The organism is Nitratireductor thuwali, assembly GCF_036621415.1.
Taxonomy (GTDB): domain Bacteria; phylum Pseudomonadota; class Alphaproteobacteria; order Rhizobiales; family Rhizobiaceae; genus Chelativorans; species Chelativorans thuwali.
The window spans coordinates 272492-288432 of the sequence record NZ_CP030941.1; the positions used below are offsets into that span (position 1 = coordinate 272492).

General features: G+C 66.3%; 15 protein-coding genes. 11 read left to right on the forward strand and 4 right to left on the reverse strand.

Annotated elements, in window-relative coordinates; genetic code table 11:
• Positions 1–49: 49 nt before the first annotated feature.
• Genes NTH_RS01300 through dprA form a run of 4 tightly spaced genes read left to right on the forward strand, consistent with a single transcriptional unit; the run spans position 50 to position 4058 of the window.
• Positions 50–1015 carry an aspartate carbamoyltransferase catalytic subunit gene (locus NTH_RS01300; RefSeq protein ID WP_338528309.1) on the forward strand — a complete coding sequence of 322 codons (966 nt, stop codon included), beginning with the start codon at positions 50–52 and terminating at the stop codon, positions 1013–1015.
• Entirely contained in the window at positions 1012–2298 is a 1287-nt protein-coding gene (locus NTH_RS01305; protein WP_338528310.1) for a dihydroorotase, read from the forward strand. The genes NTH_RS01300 and NTH_RS01305 overlap by 4 nt, the downstream gene beginning before the upstream one ends.
• A gap of 21 nt (positions 2299–2319) precedes the next feature.
• Positions 2320–2934, forward strand: a complete 615-nt coding sequence (plsY, locus tag NTH_RS01310) for a glycerol-3-phosphate 1-O-acyltransferase PlsY (protein WP_338528311.1) — start codon at positions 2320–2322, stop codon at positions 2932–2934.
• Positions 2931–4058: a DNA-processing protein DprA gene (dprA, locus tag NTH_RS01315; protein WP_338528312.1), complete on the forward strand. Its 1128-nt coding sequence runs from the start codon at positions 2931–2933 to the stop codon at positions 4056–4058. Before plsY ends, dprA begins: the two co-directional genes overlap by 4 nt.
• Here the strand turns inward: dprA and NTH_RS01320 are convergent.
• Positions 4035–4256 (reverse strand): hypothetical protein, encoded by a 222-nt coding sequence (locus NTH_RS01320; RefSeq protein WP_338528313.1) that lies wholly within the window; start codon positions 4254–4256, stop codon positions 4035–4037. The genes dprA and NTH_RS01320 overlap by 24 nt on opposite strands.
• A gap of 328 nt (positions 4257–4584) precedes the next feature.
• Here NTH_RS01320 and topA point away from each other — a divergent pair, with 328 nt between their 5' ends.
• The 5 genes from topA to rpmG all read left to right on the forward strand — a co-directional run bounded on the left by topA (position 4585) and on the right by rpmG (position 11040).
• Positions 4585–7185, forward strand: coding sequence for a type I DNA topoisomerase (gene topA, locus NTH_RS01325; RefSeq protein ID WP_338528314.1), 2601 nt, complete (start codon positions 4585–4587; stop codon positions 7183–7185).
• Positions 7186–9525, forward strand: coding sequence for a ribonuclease R (rnr, locus tag NTH_RS01330; protein ID WP_338528315.1), 2340 nt, complete (start codon positions 7186–7188; stop codon positions 9523–9525). It abuts the gene before it with no gap.
• Positions 9525–9959 carry a DUF983 domain-containing protein gene (locus tag NTH_RS01335; protein WP_338528316.1) on the forward strand — a complete coding sequence of 145 codons (435 nt, stop codon included), beginning with the start codon at positions 9525–9527 and terminating at the stop codon, positions 9957–9959. The genes rnr and NTH_RS01335 overlap by 1 nt, the downstream gene beginning before the upstream one ends.
• Before the next feature lie 12 nt (positions 9960–9971).
• Positions 9972–10709, forward strand: coding sequence for an NUDIX hydrolase (locus NTH_RS01340; RefSeq protein WP_338531766.1), 738 nt, complete (start codon positions 9972–9974; stop codon positions 10707–10709).
• A 163-nt stretch (positions 10710–10872) separates the two neighbouring features.
• A complete protein-coding gene (gene rpmG / locus NTH_RS01345; protein ID WP_338528317.1) occupies positions 10873–11040 on the forward strand; it encodes a 50S ribosomal protein L33 in 168 nt (55 codons plus the stop codon).
• Between the two features lie 436 nt (positions 11041–11476).
• On the opposite strand, the gene NTH_RS01350 is transcribed toward rpmG, so the two are convergent.
• Positions 11477–12844, reverse strand: coding sequence for a PleD family two-component system response regulator (locus NTH_RS01350; RefSeq protein WP_338528318.1), 1368 nt, complete (start codon positions 12842–12844; stop codon positions 11477–11479).
• Positions 12845–12884: 40 nt separating this feature from the next.
• Positions 12885–13256: a response regulator gene (locus NTH_RS01355; RefSeq protein WP_338528319.1), complete on the reverse strand. Its 372-nt coding sequence runs from the start codon at positions 13254–13256 to the stop codon at positions 12885–12887.
• Positions 13257–13482: 226 nt separating this feature from the next.
• Here NTH_RS01355 and NTH_RS01360 point away from each other — a divergent pair, with 226 nt between their 5' ends.
• Positions 13483–13767 (forward strand): DUF3572 domain-containing protein, encoded by a 285-nt coding sequence (locus tag NTH_RS01360; protein WP_338531767.1) that lies wholly within the window; start codon positions 13483–13485, stop codon positions 13765–13767.
• Between the two features lie 17 nt (positions 13768–13784).
• On the opposite strand, the gene NTH_RS01365 is transcribed toward NTH_RS01360, so the two are convergent.
• Positions 13785–14360: a GNAT family N-acetyltransferase gene (locus NTH_RS01365; RefSeq protein WP_338528320.1), complete on the reverse strand. Its 576-nt coding sequence runs from the start codon at positions 14358–14360 to the stop codon at positions 13785–13787.
• Positions 14361–14436: 76 nt separating this feature from the next.
• On the opposite strand from NTH_RS01365, the gene NTH_RS01370 reads away from it, so the two are divergent.
• Positions 14437–15741, forward strand: a complete 1305-nt coding sequence (locus tag NTH_RS01370; RefSeq protein ID WP_338528321.1) for a DNA polymerase IV — start codon at positions 14437–14439, stop codon at positions 15739–15741.
• Positions 15742–15941 lie beyond the last annotated feature (200 nt).

The following is a 15941-nucleotide window of genomic DNA, read 5'->3' on the forward strand; positions in this document are numbered from 1 at the left end:
ATCTGTCGCTTGCGGCAAGCGCCCCACCCGCCTATAGCACCCTCTTGAGATGACAGACACGCCCCCGTTTCCCGTTTATCCCCATCGCCACCTGCTTGGCATCAAGGGCCTGTCCCCTCTCGACATAGAGATGCTTCTGGACCGTGCCGACGAGGCGGTCGCCATCTCGCGGCAACCGGAAAAGAAGTCGGCGCGCCTGCGCGGCCGCACCCAGATCAACCTCTTCTACGAGGCCTCCACCCGCACGCAGTCATCCTTCGAATTGGCCGGAAAGCGCATGGGCGCCGACGTCATGAACATGTCGGTGGCCAGTTCCTCGACCAAGAAGGGCGAAACCCTGCTCGACACGGCGGTCACGCTCAATGCGATGCGGCCGGACATCCTCATCATCCGCCACGCGGCCGCCGGCGCCGCGGCCCTGCTGGCCCAGAAGGTCGGCTGCTCGGTGGTCAATGCCGGCGACGGCGCCCACGAGCACCCGACCCAGGCGCTCCTCGACGCCCTGACCATCCGCCGGGCCCGGGGCCGGATCGGCGGGCTGACGGTGACGATCTGCGGCGACGTGCTGCATTCGCGCGTCGCCCGTTCCAACATCGTGCTGCTCAACGCGATGGGCGCGCGGGTGCGGGTCGCCGCGCCTTCCACGCTCCTTCCTTCCGGCATCGAACGCATGGGGGTCGAGGTCTTCACCCGCATGGAGGACGCGCTGAAGGGCGCCGACGTCGTGATGATGCTGCGGCTCCAGCGCGAGCGCATGGCCGGCAGTTTCGTGCCGTCGGTCCGCGAATATTTCCGCTATTTCGGCCTTGACGGGCAAAAGCTCAAACTGGCGAAGGAAGACGCCCTTGTCATGCATCCCGGCCCGATGAACCGCGGCGTCGAGATCGCCTCGGAAGTGGCGGACGGCCCGCAAAGCGTCATCCAGGAACAGGTGGAGATGGGCGTGGCAGTCCGCATGGCCGTCATGGACGCCCTCCTCGACCCGCGCCGCAACGGCTCGCAGGCGCCGGCATGAGCGCCACGCTCTTCCAGAACGCGCGCATCCTCGATCCCTCGCGCGGCCTCGACGAGGCGGGGAGCGTTCTCGTTGTCGGCGGCAAGATCGCCGCATCGGGGGCGTCCGCCCACAATCAGGGCGCCCCGGAGGGCGCCAAGATCGTCGACTGCCGCGGCGCGGCGATCCTGCCCGGGCTGGTGGACGCGCGCGTCTTCATCGGCGAGCCCGGCGCCGAGCACCGCGAGACCATCGCCTCGGCCAGCCGGGCCGCCGCCGCCGGCGGCGTCACCTCAATCATCATGATGCCAGACACCCAGCCGGTCATCGACGACGTCGCGCTGGTCGAGTTCGTGCTGCGCACCGCGCGCGAGACGGCGAGCGTCAACGTATTTCCCGCCGCCGCCATCACCAAGGATCTGGCCGGACGCGAGCTGAGCGAGTTCGGCCTGCTGCGCGATGCCGGCGCGGTCGCGCTCGCAGACGGCCGCCACACCATCGCCAGCGCGCTCACCATGCGCCGCGCCCTCACCTATGCGCGCGACATGGATCTTGTGGTCTGCCACAGCACCCAGGATCCCGAACTTGCCTCCTCGGGCGTCATGAACGAGGGCCTTCTGGCAAGCTGGCTCGGCCTGCCCGGCATCCCGCGTGAAGCCGAGGCCATGCCGCTGTCGCGCGACCTCATGCTGGCGGCCCTGACCGGCGGGCACTATCACGCCGCCGAAATCTCGACCGCCATGTCCGCCGCCGCCATCGGGCGCGCCAAGCAGGAAGGCCATTCGGTGACGGCCGGGGTGAGCATCAACCATCTGAGCCTGAACGAGAACGACGTCGGCGAATACCGAACCTTCTTCCGCCTGTCGCCGCCCCTGCGCGCCGAGGAGGACCGGCTGGCCATGGTCGAGGCCCTGCGCGACGGCACGCTCGACATGATCGTCTCCAGCCACGACCCGCAGGACGTCGACACGAAGCGGCTGCCCTTCGCCGAGGCCGCCGCCGGCGCCATCGGCCTGGAGACGCTGCTTTCGGCCGCGCTCAGGCTCCACCATTCCGGCGACGTGCCGCTGCTTCGGCTGGTCGAGGCCCTGTCCACGGCGCCGGCAAGGCGCTTCGGCCTGCCCGGAGGCACGCTTGCCCCCGGGGCACCGGCGGACCTTATCCTGGTCGATCTGGACGCGCCGTGGCTGGTGCGCGAGGCCGATATCCGCTCGCTCTCGAAAAATACCTGTTTCGAAGGCGCGCGCATGCAGGGCCGGGTATTGAAAACGCTGGTTGCGGGCCGCACAGTGTTTTCCACCTGAACTGGGAGGAACATACCGACCATGCCGGACCCGATCAGCTGGCAGATCGCCCTGCCCTATCTCATCGGCGCGTTGCTGTTCGGCTACCTGCTGGGCTCCATTCCGTTTGGCCTCATCCTTACCCGCATGGCCGGGCTGGGCGACGTGCGCAAGATCGGCTCCGGAAATATCGGCGCCACCAACGTGTTGCGCACCGGCAACCGAAAGCTCGCTGCCCTCACATTGCTGCTCGACGCGCTGAAAGGCACGGCGGCGGTGCTGCTCGCCGGCATGTACGGTCCGGATCAGGCCGTGGCGGCGGGGCTCGGCGCATTCCTCGGCCACCTTTTTCCCATCTGGCTGGGTTTCAAGGGCGGCAAGGGCGTCGCCACCTATCTCGGCATCCTTGTTGGCCTGGCCTGGCAGGGCGCGCTTGTCTTCGCGATCGTCTGGCTGAGCACCGCGGCGATCACGCGCTTTTCCTCGCTGGCCGCACTGTTGGCTGCCATATGCGTGCCCGCCACTCTCTATTTTCTGGGCTTCGTGCAGATCGCCCAGCTTTTCCTCCTGCTCAGCCTGCTCGTTTTCATCAAGCACCGGGCCAATATCGTGCGGCTTATGACGGGTAAGGAGACGCAAATCGGTGCCAAGGGATGAGCGGCCAGACCGGCCGCCGCCTTGACGACGGGCAGCGCCGCGCCTGGCTTCGTCTCATCCGCACGGAAAATGTCGGCCCCGCGACCTTCCGCGATCTCATCAACCGGTTCGGTTCCGCTGGAAAGGCGCTGGAAGCATTGCCCGATCTGGCCCGCCGCGGCGGCGCCGCCGGCATCAGGCTCGCCTCAGAGGATATGATCGATGCCGAGTTGGAAGCGGCCGCCCGCATGGGCGCCGATTTCATCGCCATCGGCGAACCCTGCTATCCGCCTCTCCTGATGCGCGTGGACCATCCGCCGCCATTGATCGCGGCGCGCGGCAATCTCGACCTTCTGCGCAATCCCATGATCGCCATCGTGGGCGCCCGCAACGCTTCACTGGCCGGCGCCAAGATGGCCGCCCGGCTCTCGGCGGAGCTTGGCCGCCAAGGTTATGTGATCGCATCCGGCCTTGCGCGCGGCATCGATGCGGCTGCCCATGGCGGAGCGCTCGACACGGGAACGGTGGCGGTGCTTGCCGGCGGCCTGGACCGCCCCTACCCGCCGGAAAACGACGGGCTCCACACGGAGATCGCCGAGCGTGGCGTGGTCCTGACGGAAATGCCGTTCGGTTGGACCCCGCGGGCCCGCGATTTCCCACGCCGCAACCGCATCGTCGCGGGCGTTGCCTATGGCCTTCTGGTCGTGGAGGCGGCCACCCGCTCGGGCTCGCTCATCAGCGCCCGCCTCGCCAATGAGATGGGCAGGCTCGTCTTCGCCATTCCCGGCTCGCCGCTCGATCCGCGCTCGGCCGGGACCAACAGGCTTTTGAAGGACGGCGCGATCCTCGTCACCGAAGCGGCCGACGTCTCGGACGCCATTGCGCCGCTGATCGGGCGCGAGCTACAGCCCACCCTCGACATGGAGGAGCCGTCGGGCCTCGAAATGGCGGAGCCGCCTGGCGACGACGAACGCCAACGCATCCTCGAGGCGCTGGGGCCCACCCCCATCCATGTCGATGAGATCATCGCCCACACGGGCCTGGCGCCGGCGCAGGTCTTCCTGGCGATCCTGGAACTGGACCTGGCCGGCCGGATCGAACGCCACCCGGGCGGCGCCGTTTCACTGCTGATGGGCGACCTCTAGTGGCGGTGAAATCTCGTCGAGGAGCGCCGCGCGCTCCTCGCGCAGCAGGTCGTTCGCCTCGACATAGGCCATCTCCAGAAAGTAGACCAACATCTCGCAGCCCTCGGCCGCGGCCATCGCCCGAAACTGCCTCAGTATGGATTGCAAATAGTCGAGCGTTTCCGCCCTTTGATATGGGTCGCGTCTGCCCAAGCCCATGGCTTCCCGTCCTATGAAGCACCGTCGCCCCGCCATTTCACGCTGATTGTGTGCGACCTCCTTCCATTCTGCCCATTGCCTCTGTTTCCGCTCCCGAATTAGCCCGTTCTCGTTTGGGACCCAGCCTTCGATGAGGCTACTGTTATATACAAATAAATGTAAAAATTTGGCAATACAACTTTTAAGGGCATATCGGCCCGGCGAGCGATTTGCCCGCTGCACCCTTGACCGCGAGCCAATCCACGGCCATGTGACGTGCTGCCGGGTGTCCCGGAAGGCGGAATTACAGGTGCCGGCAAGATCGGCACCCACGAGGTATTGCCAGATTATGGAAGTCGTTATCGTCGAGTCGCCAGCCAAGGCGAAAACAATCAACAAGTATTTGGGTAAGGATTACAAGGTCCTGGCTTCGTTCGGCCATGTCCGGGATTTGCCCCCCAAGGACGGCTCCGTGCGGCCCGACGAGGATTTCGCCATGTCCTGGGCGGTCGATACCCCCTCCTCCAAACGCCTGGGCGACATCACCAAGGCCGTCAAGGATGCCGACGGCGTCATCCTGGCGACGGACCCCGACCGCGAGGGCGAGGCCATTTCCTGGCATGTGCTGGAGGTGCTGCGCCAGAAGCGCGCGCTCAAGGACAAGCCGGTGCGGCGCGTCGTCTTCAACGCCATCACCAAGAAGGCGGTGCTCAATGCGATGGCCGCCCCGCGCGAGATCGACGCGGCGCTCGTCGACGCCTATCTGGCCCGGCGCGCGCTCGACTATCTCGTCGGCTTCAACCTGTCCCCCGTGCTCTGGCGCAAGCTGCCGGGCGCACGCTCGGCCGGCCGCGTCCAGTCCGTGGCGCTGCGTCTGGTCTGCGACCGGGAACTGGAGATCGAGCGTTTTGTCCGCGAGGATTACTGGCAGATCGCGGCCCTGCTCGACACCCCGCGCGGCGAAGGCTTCGAGGCCAGGCTGACCGAGTTCGGCGGCAAGAAGCTGCAGAAACTATCGATAAAGAGCCAGGAAGAAGCCGACAGCATCAAGGCGATGCTCGACGGCGCCAGCTACAAGGTCCTGTCGGTCGAGGCCAAGCCGACAAGGCGTAATCCCGGCCCGCCCTTCACCACCTCCACCCTTCAACAGGCGGCATCCTCCCGCCTCGGCTTCGGCGCGACGCGCACCATGCAGGTGGCCCAGCGCCTTTATGAAGGCATCGAGATCGGCGGCGAAACGACCGGTCTCATTACCTATATGCGTACCGACGGCGTACAGATGGCGCCCGAGGCGCTCGATCAGGCCCGCGCCGCGATCGCCGACACCTTCGGAGAGCGCTACCTGCCCGAAAAGGCGCGCTTTTATTCCGTCAAGGCGAAGAATGCCCAGGAGGCGCACGAGGCGATCCGCCCGACCGATTTCGCGCGCAGTCCCGACAAGGTGCGCAAATATCTCGATGCTGACCAGTTCCGGCTTTATGACATGATCTGGAAGCGCGCCATCGCCAGCCAGATGCAGCCGGCGGAGATAGAGCGCACGACGGTCGAGATCGAAGCCGCCGGCGACGGGCGCAAGGCCGGCCTGCGCGCCGTCGGCTCCGTCGTCCGCTTCGACGGCTTCCTTGCCGCCTATACGGATGTGAAGGACGAGGACAAGGAAGACGAGAACGAGAACCGCCTGCCGGAAATCCGCGACGGCGAGACCCTGGCGCGCGAGGCGGTCAACGTCACCAAGCACACTACGGAGCCGCCGCCACGCTACACCGAAGCCTCGCTCATCAAGAAGATGGAGGAATTAGGCATCGGGCGCCCTTCCACCTACGCTTCGACGCTGAAGACGCTGGAAGAACGTGACTATGTCACCGTCGACAGGCGCCGCCTCGTGCCCCAGGCCAAGGGGCGCATCGTCACCGGCTTCCTCGAAAACTTCTTCCGCCGCTACGTGGAGTACGACTTCACCGCCGGCCTCGAGGAAAAGCTCGACCGCATCTCGGACGGCCAGCTTTCGTGGAAGGACGTGCTTAGGGACTTCTGGAAGGACTTTTCCGGCGCCGTCGACGACATCAAGGAGCTGCGCGTCACCGACGTGCTGGACGCACTCAACGAAGAACTGGCGCCGCTGGTCTTCCCGCCCCGCGAGGACGGCTCCAATCCGCGCATCTGTCCCAAATGCGGAACCGGCAACCTGTCGCTGAAGCTCGGCCGCTACGGAGCCTTCGTCGGCTGCTCCAACTATCCCGAATGCGGCTTCACCCGCCAACTCGGCGACAATGGCGAGAACGGCGATGCCGCGCTCGACGGCAACAAGGAGCTGGGTGTCGATCCCGTCACCGGGGAGGAAATCACCCTGCGCTCGGGCCGCTTCGGCCCCTATGTCCAGCGCGGAGAAGGCAAGGAGGCCAAACGCGCGAGCCTGCCCAAGGGCTGGTCCGTCGAAAGCATGGACTATGAGAAGGCCATGGCGCTGCTGTCGCTGCCCCGCGATATCGGCCAGCATCCCGAAACCGGCAAGCTGATCTCCGCCGGCATCGGCCGCTACGGCCCCTTCCTGCTGCATGACGGCAGCTACGCCAACCTTGAAAGCGTCGAGGATGTCTTCTCCATCGGCCTCAACCGCGCGGTGTCGGTGATCGCGGACAAGAAGGCCAAGGGACCGGGCCGCGGCGGGCGCGCCGCGCCGGCGGCGCTGAAGGATCTCGGCGAGCATCCCGACGGCGGCGCCATTACGGTGCGCGACGGCCGTTACGGGCCCTATGTGAACCATGGCAGGGTGAACGCCACGCTGCCCAAGGGCAAGGATCCCGCCGACGTGACGCGGGAAGAAGCGCTGGAACTTATCGCCGCCAAAGCCGGTAAGGGAGGCGCCGGCAAGGCCGGCAGGGCGAAGAAGCCGGCCAAGAAGGCTGCCGCCAAGAAACCGGCAGCGAAGGCGAAGACGGGAGTCGAATGATTGGCGCGCAGGATGTCCGGCTCTAAATCTTCCAAGCCCAGATCTTCCGGGCAAGATGCGGGCGCTGCCGGTCGCAGCGACAATCCGCACCTGCCTTCGCGCGAGGATGTGCTGCGGTACATCACCGAAAACCCCGATGAATCGGGCAAGCGCGAACTGGCCAAGGCCTTCGGTCTGAAGGGCAGCGACCGCATCTGGCTGAAGGATATTCTGCGCGACCTCCAGGATGAGGGACTGATAAGGAAGCGGCGCAGAAAAGTGCTGGCGCCGGGTGCCCTGCCCCATGTCGTGGTGCTCGACATCTTCTCCCGCGACGCCGAAGGCGGGCTGCTTGCCCGGCCGGCCGAGCAGGACGAGATTGGCGGTCCCGTGCCCATGGTGGCTATCCGCAGCCAGAAATCGGGCCAGAAACCGGGCAAGCCCGCCGCCGGTGTTGGCGACCGCGTGCTGGCGCGCGTTTTCCCGAGCGAAGACGAGGCCGGCCCAGCCTATACAGGCCGTATCATGAAGGTCTTCGAGCGCAAGCGCCGCGCCGCGCTCGGCGTCTTCCGCGTCCTCAAGGACGGCGGCTTCCGCATCGAGCCGGTCGAGCGCCGCCAGCCTGAAATGCAGGTCAGCGAGGAGGATCGCGCCGACGCGAAGGACGGCGACCTCGTCGAGGCCGAGATCGTGTCGCGCAACCGCCACGGCCTTCAGCAGGCGAAGGTGCTGGAGGTGATCGGCTCGCTCAAGAGCGAAAAGGCGGTCTCGATGATCGCCATCCACGCTCACGAAATACCCCATATCTTCCCCCAGGCCGTGCTCGACGAGGCCGAGGAGGCGAAGCCGGCAACCCTCGAAAGCCGCGAGGACTGGCGCAAGCTGCCGCTCCTCACCATCGACCCTGCCGACGCCAAGGACCATGACGACGCCGTCTATGCCGAGCCCGACCCCGCCGGCGACAATCGCGGCGGCCACATCGTCACGGTCGCCATCGCCGATGTCGCGCACTATGTGCGGATAGGTTCGGCCCTCGATCGCGAGGCGCTGAAGCGGGGCAACTCCGTCTATTTCCCCGACCGGGTGGTACCCATGCTGCCCGAGCGCATCTCCAACGATCTGTGCTCGCTGCGCGAGGGCGAGGCGCGGCCGGCGCTGGCCGTCCGCATGCGCTTCAACCACCAAGGCCGCAAGCTTGGCCACAGCTTCCACCGGGTGATGATGCGCTCGGCAGCGCGGCTTTCCTACCAGCAGGCCCAGGCGGCGATCGACGGCGAGCCCGACGACAAGACCGGACCGCTCCTCGAACCCGTCCTCAAGCCGCTGTGGGACGCCTATGCCGTGCTCCAGCGGGGCCGCGCCGCGCGCGAGCCGCTGGAGCTCGACCTGCCGGAAAGAAAGCTGATCCTCAAGGAGGACGGCACGGTCGACCGCGTGACCATCCCCCCGCGCCTCGATGCCCACAAGCTCATCGAGGAGTTCATGATTCAGGCCAATGTCTGCGCCGCCGAAACGCTGGAGACGGCGCGCCAGCCGCTGGTCTACCGCGTCCATGACGCGCCCTCGCTCGCCAAGCAGGAGAGCCTGCGCGAGTTTCTGGCCACGCTCGACATCTCGCTGGCACGCGGGCCCCAGCTTCGCCCGGCCCTGTTTAACACGATCCTCGCCCGCGTCGAAGGCGCCGACCACGAGCAGCTCGTCAACGAGGTCGTGCTGCGCTCGCAGAGCCAGGCCGTCTACGCCACGGAGAATCTCGGTCACTTCGGCCTCAATCTGCGGCGCTACGCCCATTTCACCTCGCCCATCCGCCGCTATGCCGACCTCATGGTTCACCGCGCCCTGATCACGTCCCAGGGCTTCGGCAAGGACGGGTTGCGCAAGGAGGACGAGGAGCGGCTGGAGGAAATTTCGGCCCTCATCTCCGCCACCGAGCGCCGCGCCATGGCCGCCGAGCGCGAGACCGTCGACCGCCTGATCGCCGAGCATCTGGCCGATCGCACCGGCGAGGAGTTTTCGGCCCGCATCGCCGGCATTGCCGGCGCCGGGCTCTTCGTGCAGCTGCCGGAATTTGGCGCAGACGGCTTTGTACCCGTGTCATCGCTGGGCGATGAGTACTATATCTACGACGAGGCCCGCCACGCCATGATCGGCGAGAAGAGCGGCAAGGGTTTTCAGCTCGGCGACCGCGTCCAGGTTCGCCTGATCGAAGTCGCACCGCTCGCGGGCGCGATGCGGTTTGAAATGCTGAGCGAGCCGGTGAAACTGCCCGGCTCCACGAAGTCCTTCCACAAGGCCCGCCGTGGACGCGGAAGGGCCGGCGGCAACAAGGCAAAGGCCTCGTCCGGAGGCAGGAGACGATGATGGAAGAGCAGGTTTTCGGCGCCGGCGGTAAGAGCCGCCGCACGCGCTCCGTCTGGGAGGCGATGAAGCGCGGCTTTGCCGGCCGCTGTCCGCATTGCGGGCAAGGCCGGCTTTTCCGCGCCTATCTGAAGACGGTGGAAAACTGCGACGAGTGCGGCGAGGTGATCAGCCACCACCGCGCCGACGACCTGCCCGCCTACCTCGTGATCGTCGTGGTCGGACACATCGTCGTCGGCGGCTTCATGGGCCTCGAGGCGATGACCGACTGGCCGAGCTGGCTGCATCTGGCGATCTGGCTTCCGGTCACGCTCTTGATGTCGCTCTGGCTGATCGGCCCGGTCAAGGGGGCCGTGGTCGGCCTGCAATGGGCCCAGCACATGCACGGGTTCGGCGGCGAACCCGACACGGCCGAAACCCATCCAGAGCTGCGATAGATGACGCGGCGCATGGACGGCCTGACCCGCAAGGAGGTCGACAAGGCCGAATCGAAGGACTTCGCCCTCGGCGGCAAGCCGATGCGCCCCAAGGATGCCGCCACGCTGATCCTGCTGGACAAGCGCGGCGGCCAGCATTTCGTGCTGATGGGCCGCCGCCACATGCGCCATGCATTTATGCCGGGCCGCTTCGTCTTTCCCGGCGGCCGCACCGATCCGACCGACAGCCGCATCCCGGTCCACGCCGACCTGCACCCGGCCGTTGCGGAAAAGCTGGCGGCGCCGACCCGCATCACCCGGGCGCGCGCCAAGGCGATCGCCATGTCGGCCGTCCGCGAGACCTGCGAAGAGGCGGGCCTGCTCATCGGCGTGCGCGCGCCCTTTTCGACCCGCAGTCCGCACTGGCGCGAGTTTGCCGAGAACGGCATCCGGCCCTCGCTCGACGGGCTGCGCTATGTAGCCCGCGCCATAACGCCGCCGGGCCGCGTGCGCCGCTACGACACCCGCTTCCTGGCCGCATGGCGCGACGACGTCGCCTGCGAACTGCCGGATGGCGGCTCGACCGACGAACTGGAGGAGATCGTGTGGCTTCCCATCGCCGACGCCATGCAGGCCGAAATCCCCGCCATCACGCGAACCATTCTCGACGACCTCCAGTACCGCCTTACCCATGACCCCGAGCTGAACCCGGGCGGCCCCGTGCCCTTCTATTCGCTGCGCGGCGACCGGTTCGTCAAGCTGCTGACTTGAACAGTGGCGCGCCCTCCTTGCTCAGGATCAGGCGCGGCTTCGCCGTGCCGAGCGGGCTTGACTTTTGAGCGCCGGTCTATATGTCTCCGGCGAGCTTTTAGCGAGCACCGTGGCATCTGCCGGTTGGGGCCGCATCATTCACCACGAAAAACGGATTAGTGACATGGCCAAGGCCACGACCATCAAGATCAAACTCCTGTCGACGGCCGATACCGGCTTCTTTTATGTCGCCAAGAAGAACAGCCGCACGATGACCGAGAAGATGACCAAGCGCAAATACGACCCGGTCGTGCGCAAGCATGTCGAGTTCAAGGAAGCGAAGATCAAGTAGCTTTCCCGAATGCTGGGATTTGCCGACGGCGCCGCAAGGCGCCGTTTTTCGTTGGCGCGTGTCCCGCTGAAGCGGCAGCAGAGCCCATCAGGATTTCAAGATGAGGGCTGGAGCCCGCCTTTTCCGTCGCGAGCGGAAAAGGGGGCCGGCCGGCGATTGGCAGCGGTACGAGGAGGCCACTTAACGCCAGCGCCGGCCGGCCGACCCCACGGACCCAGGAGATGCGGCGGACCTGAGCATCATGGGGTATTGACAAAATGGGTATCCGCAAGGAGCCCCATTCCCTTGGCCGCGACACTCGCGCAATAACGCAGGAAAATCAACACTTACTTAACCATTATAGCGATTCGGCTTACGTTAGGGTAAACACGTAACCATACGAAGGCCGTGGCCCGTCGGCGGCCGGCCGGAAAGCGGTGTCGGGCTGCGCCTTTCCTCAGGCCGCGGGCGCCACGACCTTGTTGCGCCCGCCCGCCTTCGCCTCGTAGAGGGCGACGTCGGCGCGCTTGAAAAGCGCCTCGACGCTGTCCTCGGGCTTCATGGCGGCCACGCCGAGGCTGGCGGTCACGGGCACCGCCGGCTTTCCCTCGCCCGTTCCGAACGGTCCGCTGGCGATCTCGGCGCGAATGCGCTCGGCCACCTTCTCGGCGACGAACAGTTCCGTATCCGGCATCACGATGACGAACTCCTCGCCGCCATAGCGGCAGACGAGGTCGATGCCGCGCAGATTGCGCCGCAGCCGGGCGGCGAATTCGCGCAGGATGGCGTCGCCGCCGTCATGGCCCCATTTGTCGTTGATCGCCTTGAAGCGGTCGATGTCGGTGATCATGATCGACAACGGCCTGCGGCGGGCCACGGCCCGGTCGAACAGGCGGTGCAGGTGGCTGTCCAGATAGCGCCGATTGTGGAGTCCCGTCAGCGGGTCGGTCACGGCCATTTCCACGGTCTCGGCGACGCTGGAGCGCAGGCCGTCATTGTAGCGCTTGCGCCTGATCTGCGTGCGCAGCCGTGCGATGAGTTCCTGCTTTTCGACCGGCGTGAGGATGTAGTCGTTGACGGCAAGCTCCAGGCCGCGAATGATGAAGTCGTCCTCGCCGGGGTCGGCCATCAGGATGATCGGCACCAGCCGGGTGTGCTCCAGCGCCCTGAGCTGCGAACACAGGCGCAGCGGATCGTAATCGGCGTGCGCGGTGGCCACGATGACGCATTCGAAGGCGCCTTCTGCCGCCCTTGCAAGCCCCGCAGGTCCGTCGGCCGCGACCGCCAGATCGAACTGGCCGTCGAGCATGCCCACGAGCCGCCCGGCGGATGCCTCGTTCTGGTCGACCAGCAGGACACGCGGCGCCGTATCCGGCGCGCTCTTGCTGGCAAGCAGTTCCTCGATGCCGATGTCGCGCGTCGTCGAGGCGCGCAGCCGCAATTCGTCGGTCAGCGCCTTCAGGCGCACAAGGCTCTTCACGCGGGTCAGCAATTGCAGGTCGTTGACAGGCTTGGTCAGGAAATCATCCGCGCCGGCCTCCAGCCCGCGCACCCGGTCCGCCGACTGGTCCAGCGCCGTGACCATCACCACCGGAATATGCGTGGTCGCCGGATCGGCCTTGAGCCGGCGGCAGACCTCGAAGCCGTCCATGCCCGGCATCATGATGTCGAGCAGAACCACGTCCACCTTGCTTGCCTCGCAAATCTCGATGGCATCAGGCCCCGAGCGCGCGGTCACGACATCGTAATACTCCGCCAGCAGCCGCGCCTCCAGCAGCTTGAGATTGGCCGGCACGTCGTCGACGACAAGGATCCTGGCAGTCATAGCCCCCGCTAACTCCTCTGCTCCAACCGGACGGACACCATCATGCGTCTCCGAGATATGATTTGATCGTCTCGATGAAGCTGGGCACCGAAATCGGCTTGGAGATGTAGGCCTCGCAGCCGCCCTGCCGGATGCGTTCCTCATCGCCCTTCATGGCGAACGCCGTCACCGCAATGACCGGGATCGTATGAAGATCGTCGTCTTCCTTGAGCCATTTGGTGACCTCCAGCCCCGAAACCTCCGGCAGCTGTATGTCCATCAGGATGAGGTCGGGGCGGTGGGCGCGCGCCAGCTCGAGCGCCTGCAGCCCATTGCGCGTGCGCACGGTCTCATAGCCGCTGGCCTCGATCAGGTCGCGGAAGAGCTTCATGTTGAGCTCGTTGTCTTCGACGATCATGACCTTCTTCGGCATCGATCCCCCGCTTGTCCAGCATTGTCCGGCTTCGGCCTTGTCCCGGCCCGCCGGAACCCGGCTGCTCCTGCGCCAGGTAGGCAGCCTGGCCGGGCGCCGGTTGCCGTTACGTGAGGCCTTATCGCACAATTTGTTTTACGAAACGGAAATTATCGAACCTCAATTGACCGACAGGTCCCGCTCCGGCACATTCCGCCCGCACCCTATAACCGACCGGGACGTCAACGTGGAACAAGCCCAGGCCGAATCGATCGCCATCGCCGCCCTCGGCTTCATCGCCGGCGATGAAAAACTCCTGCCGCGCTTTCTGTCGATGACCGGCATCGAGGCCGCGCAGGTCCGCGACGCCGCGCGGGAGCCGGGCTTCATGGCGGGCGTCCTCCAGTTCATCCTGGCCCACGAGCCGACCCTGCTGGCGTTTTCGCAGCAAAGCGGCATCGCCCCGCAGGATGTCGCGCGCGCCCGCGCAGCCCTGCCCCTTGGCGACGACGGCTACGAAGGCTCCGCCTGACAGGCTGCTTGGGAGCCTCACAGAAGGAAGCGCATCAGCGGCCGCCCCGCCTTGCGCTCCGCGACGACCTCGAAACCGGCCTTTGCGAAAACGCGGGCCGAGCCGACGAACAGCCCGATCGAGCGGGAGCTCTTCGATTCGGTCATCGGACAGGCCTCGATCAGCCGCGCGCCGTTCTCGCGCGCGAAGGTCTTTCCGGCCTCCACCAGCCTGTGCGTCATGCCGTTTCCGCGCGCATTGGCCCGCACGAAGAAGCATGAGACCGCCCAGACCGCCGGATCGTCCGCCGGCGCATCCTCCAGCGGTGCCGTCACGCGGCCCTTGTTGTTCCACTCGGGCACGTCCGCGCGCGGGCCGATCTGCATCCAGCCATCGGCGCGTCGATCGTTGAAAATCAGCAGTCCCGGCGGCGGCCCGGCTTCCACGCGGGCGCGCATATGGTCCTTGTTGCGTTGCCTGTCGTTTTCCCGGCGCAAGGCCGGCGGCAGGCGAAAATGCGTACACCAGCAGCCATAGCAGGCTCCTTGTTTGCCGAACAGATCCTCGAATTCCGGCCAGCGCTCTGGCGTAAGCGGAAGCACGGTCCCATACACTCCTGACACCTTCGTATTGTGCCGCCAAGCGGCTTGATCTATGATGAATGTTCTATTTATGTTCTCATGAAGGATCATGGCTGTCAACGCCTCCGCCCACGGCATCTGCCGGGACTGCCTTGCCCCTGCGGCGGGCACGGGAAAGCGTTGCCATAGCTGCGGCAGCCCCCGCGTCCTGCGCCATCCGGAGCTTGAGGCGCTGCCGCTCGCCCATATCGATTGCGACGCCTTTTACGCCGCCGTCGAAAAGCGCGACAACCCGGACCTGCGCGACAAGCCGGTGATCATCGGCGGCGGCAAGCGCGGGGTCGTCTCCACCGCCTGCTACATCGCCCGCATTCACGGCGTACGCTCCGCCATGCCGATGTTCAAGGCGCTGGAGGCCTGCCCCGAGGCCATCGTCGTCAAGCCGGACATGGAAAAATATGTCAGGGTCGGGCGCCAGGTCCGCGCCATGATGGAGGCGCTCACGCCCATGGTCGAGCCGATCTCGATCGACGAGGCCTTTCTCGACCTGGCCGGCACGCAGAAGCTGCACGGCGCCCCGCCTGCCCATGTGCTGGCGGCATTTGCAAGGCGCATCGAAGAGGAGATCGGCATCACCGTCTCCGTCGGCCTTTCCTACTGCAAGTTCCTCGCCAAGGTCGCCTCGGACCTGAACAAGCCGCGCGGCTTTTCCGTCATCGGCCGGGCCGAGGCGCTGGACTTTCTGGCGGGTCAGCCGGTCACCACCATCTGGGGCGTGGGCAAGGCCTTCGCCGCCACGCTGGAGCGCGACGGCGTGCGCATGATCGGGCAACTGCAGAGGATGGAAAAGAACGATCTCATGCGCCGCTACGGCACGATAGGCAGCCGCCTCTATCATCTTTCGCGCGGCGAGGACGAGCGCACGGTCAAGCCGCGCGGCGAGGCGAAAAGCGTCTCTTCCGAAACCACCTTCAACCACGACATATCGGCCGCATCCGACCTCGTCCCCGTGCTGCGCGCCCTGTCGGAGCGGGTTTCGGCACGGCTCAAGAAGGCCGACATCGCCGGCCGGACGGTGGTGCTGAAACTGAAGACCGCCGACTTCCGCATCCGTACGAGAAACCGTCAGCTCGCCGACCCGACGCGGCTTGCCGACCGCATCTTCCACACCGGCCTCGACATGCTGATGCGCGAGCTCGACGGCACGCGCTTCCGCCTGCTGGGCGTCGGGGTGAGCGACCTGACCGATGCCGCCAAGGCGGACCCGCCGGACCTCGTGGACACGCTGTCCCACAAGCGCGCGCTGGCCGAAGGCGCCATCGACAGCCTGCGCGAGAAATTCGGCAGGGAAGCGGTGGAGACGGGCTACACGTTCGGCCGTCGCCGCGCGGGGCAGCCGCAGCGCGAGGAGTGATGTCTGGTGCGCCGGCTTGCGGGACGAGCGCCAAGGCCCTTTCTACCGGTTTGCGGCCATGACGTTCACACGCCTTGCCCGGAAGAGGTCTGAACGGTAACCAGGATGCAGCTTGCGGGACCGCCGCGCCGTTCCCCCTCGCCGTCTCGCGCGATCCACCTGTCCCCCACCGTGGGGACGAAGAGCGGCGTGCGCCTTCA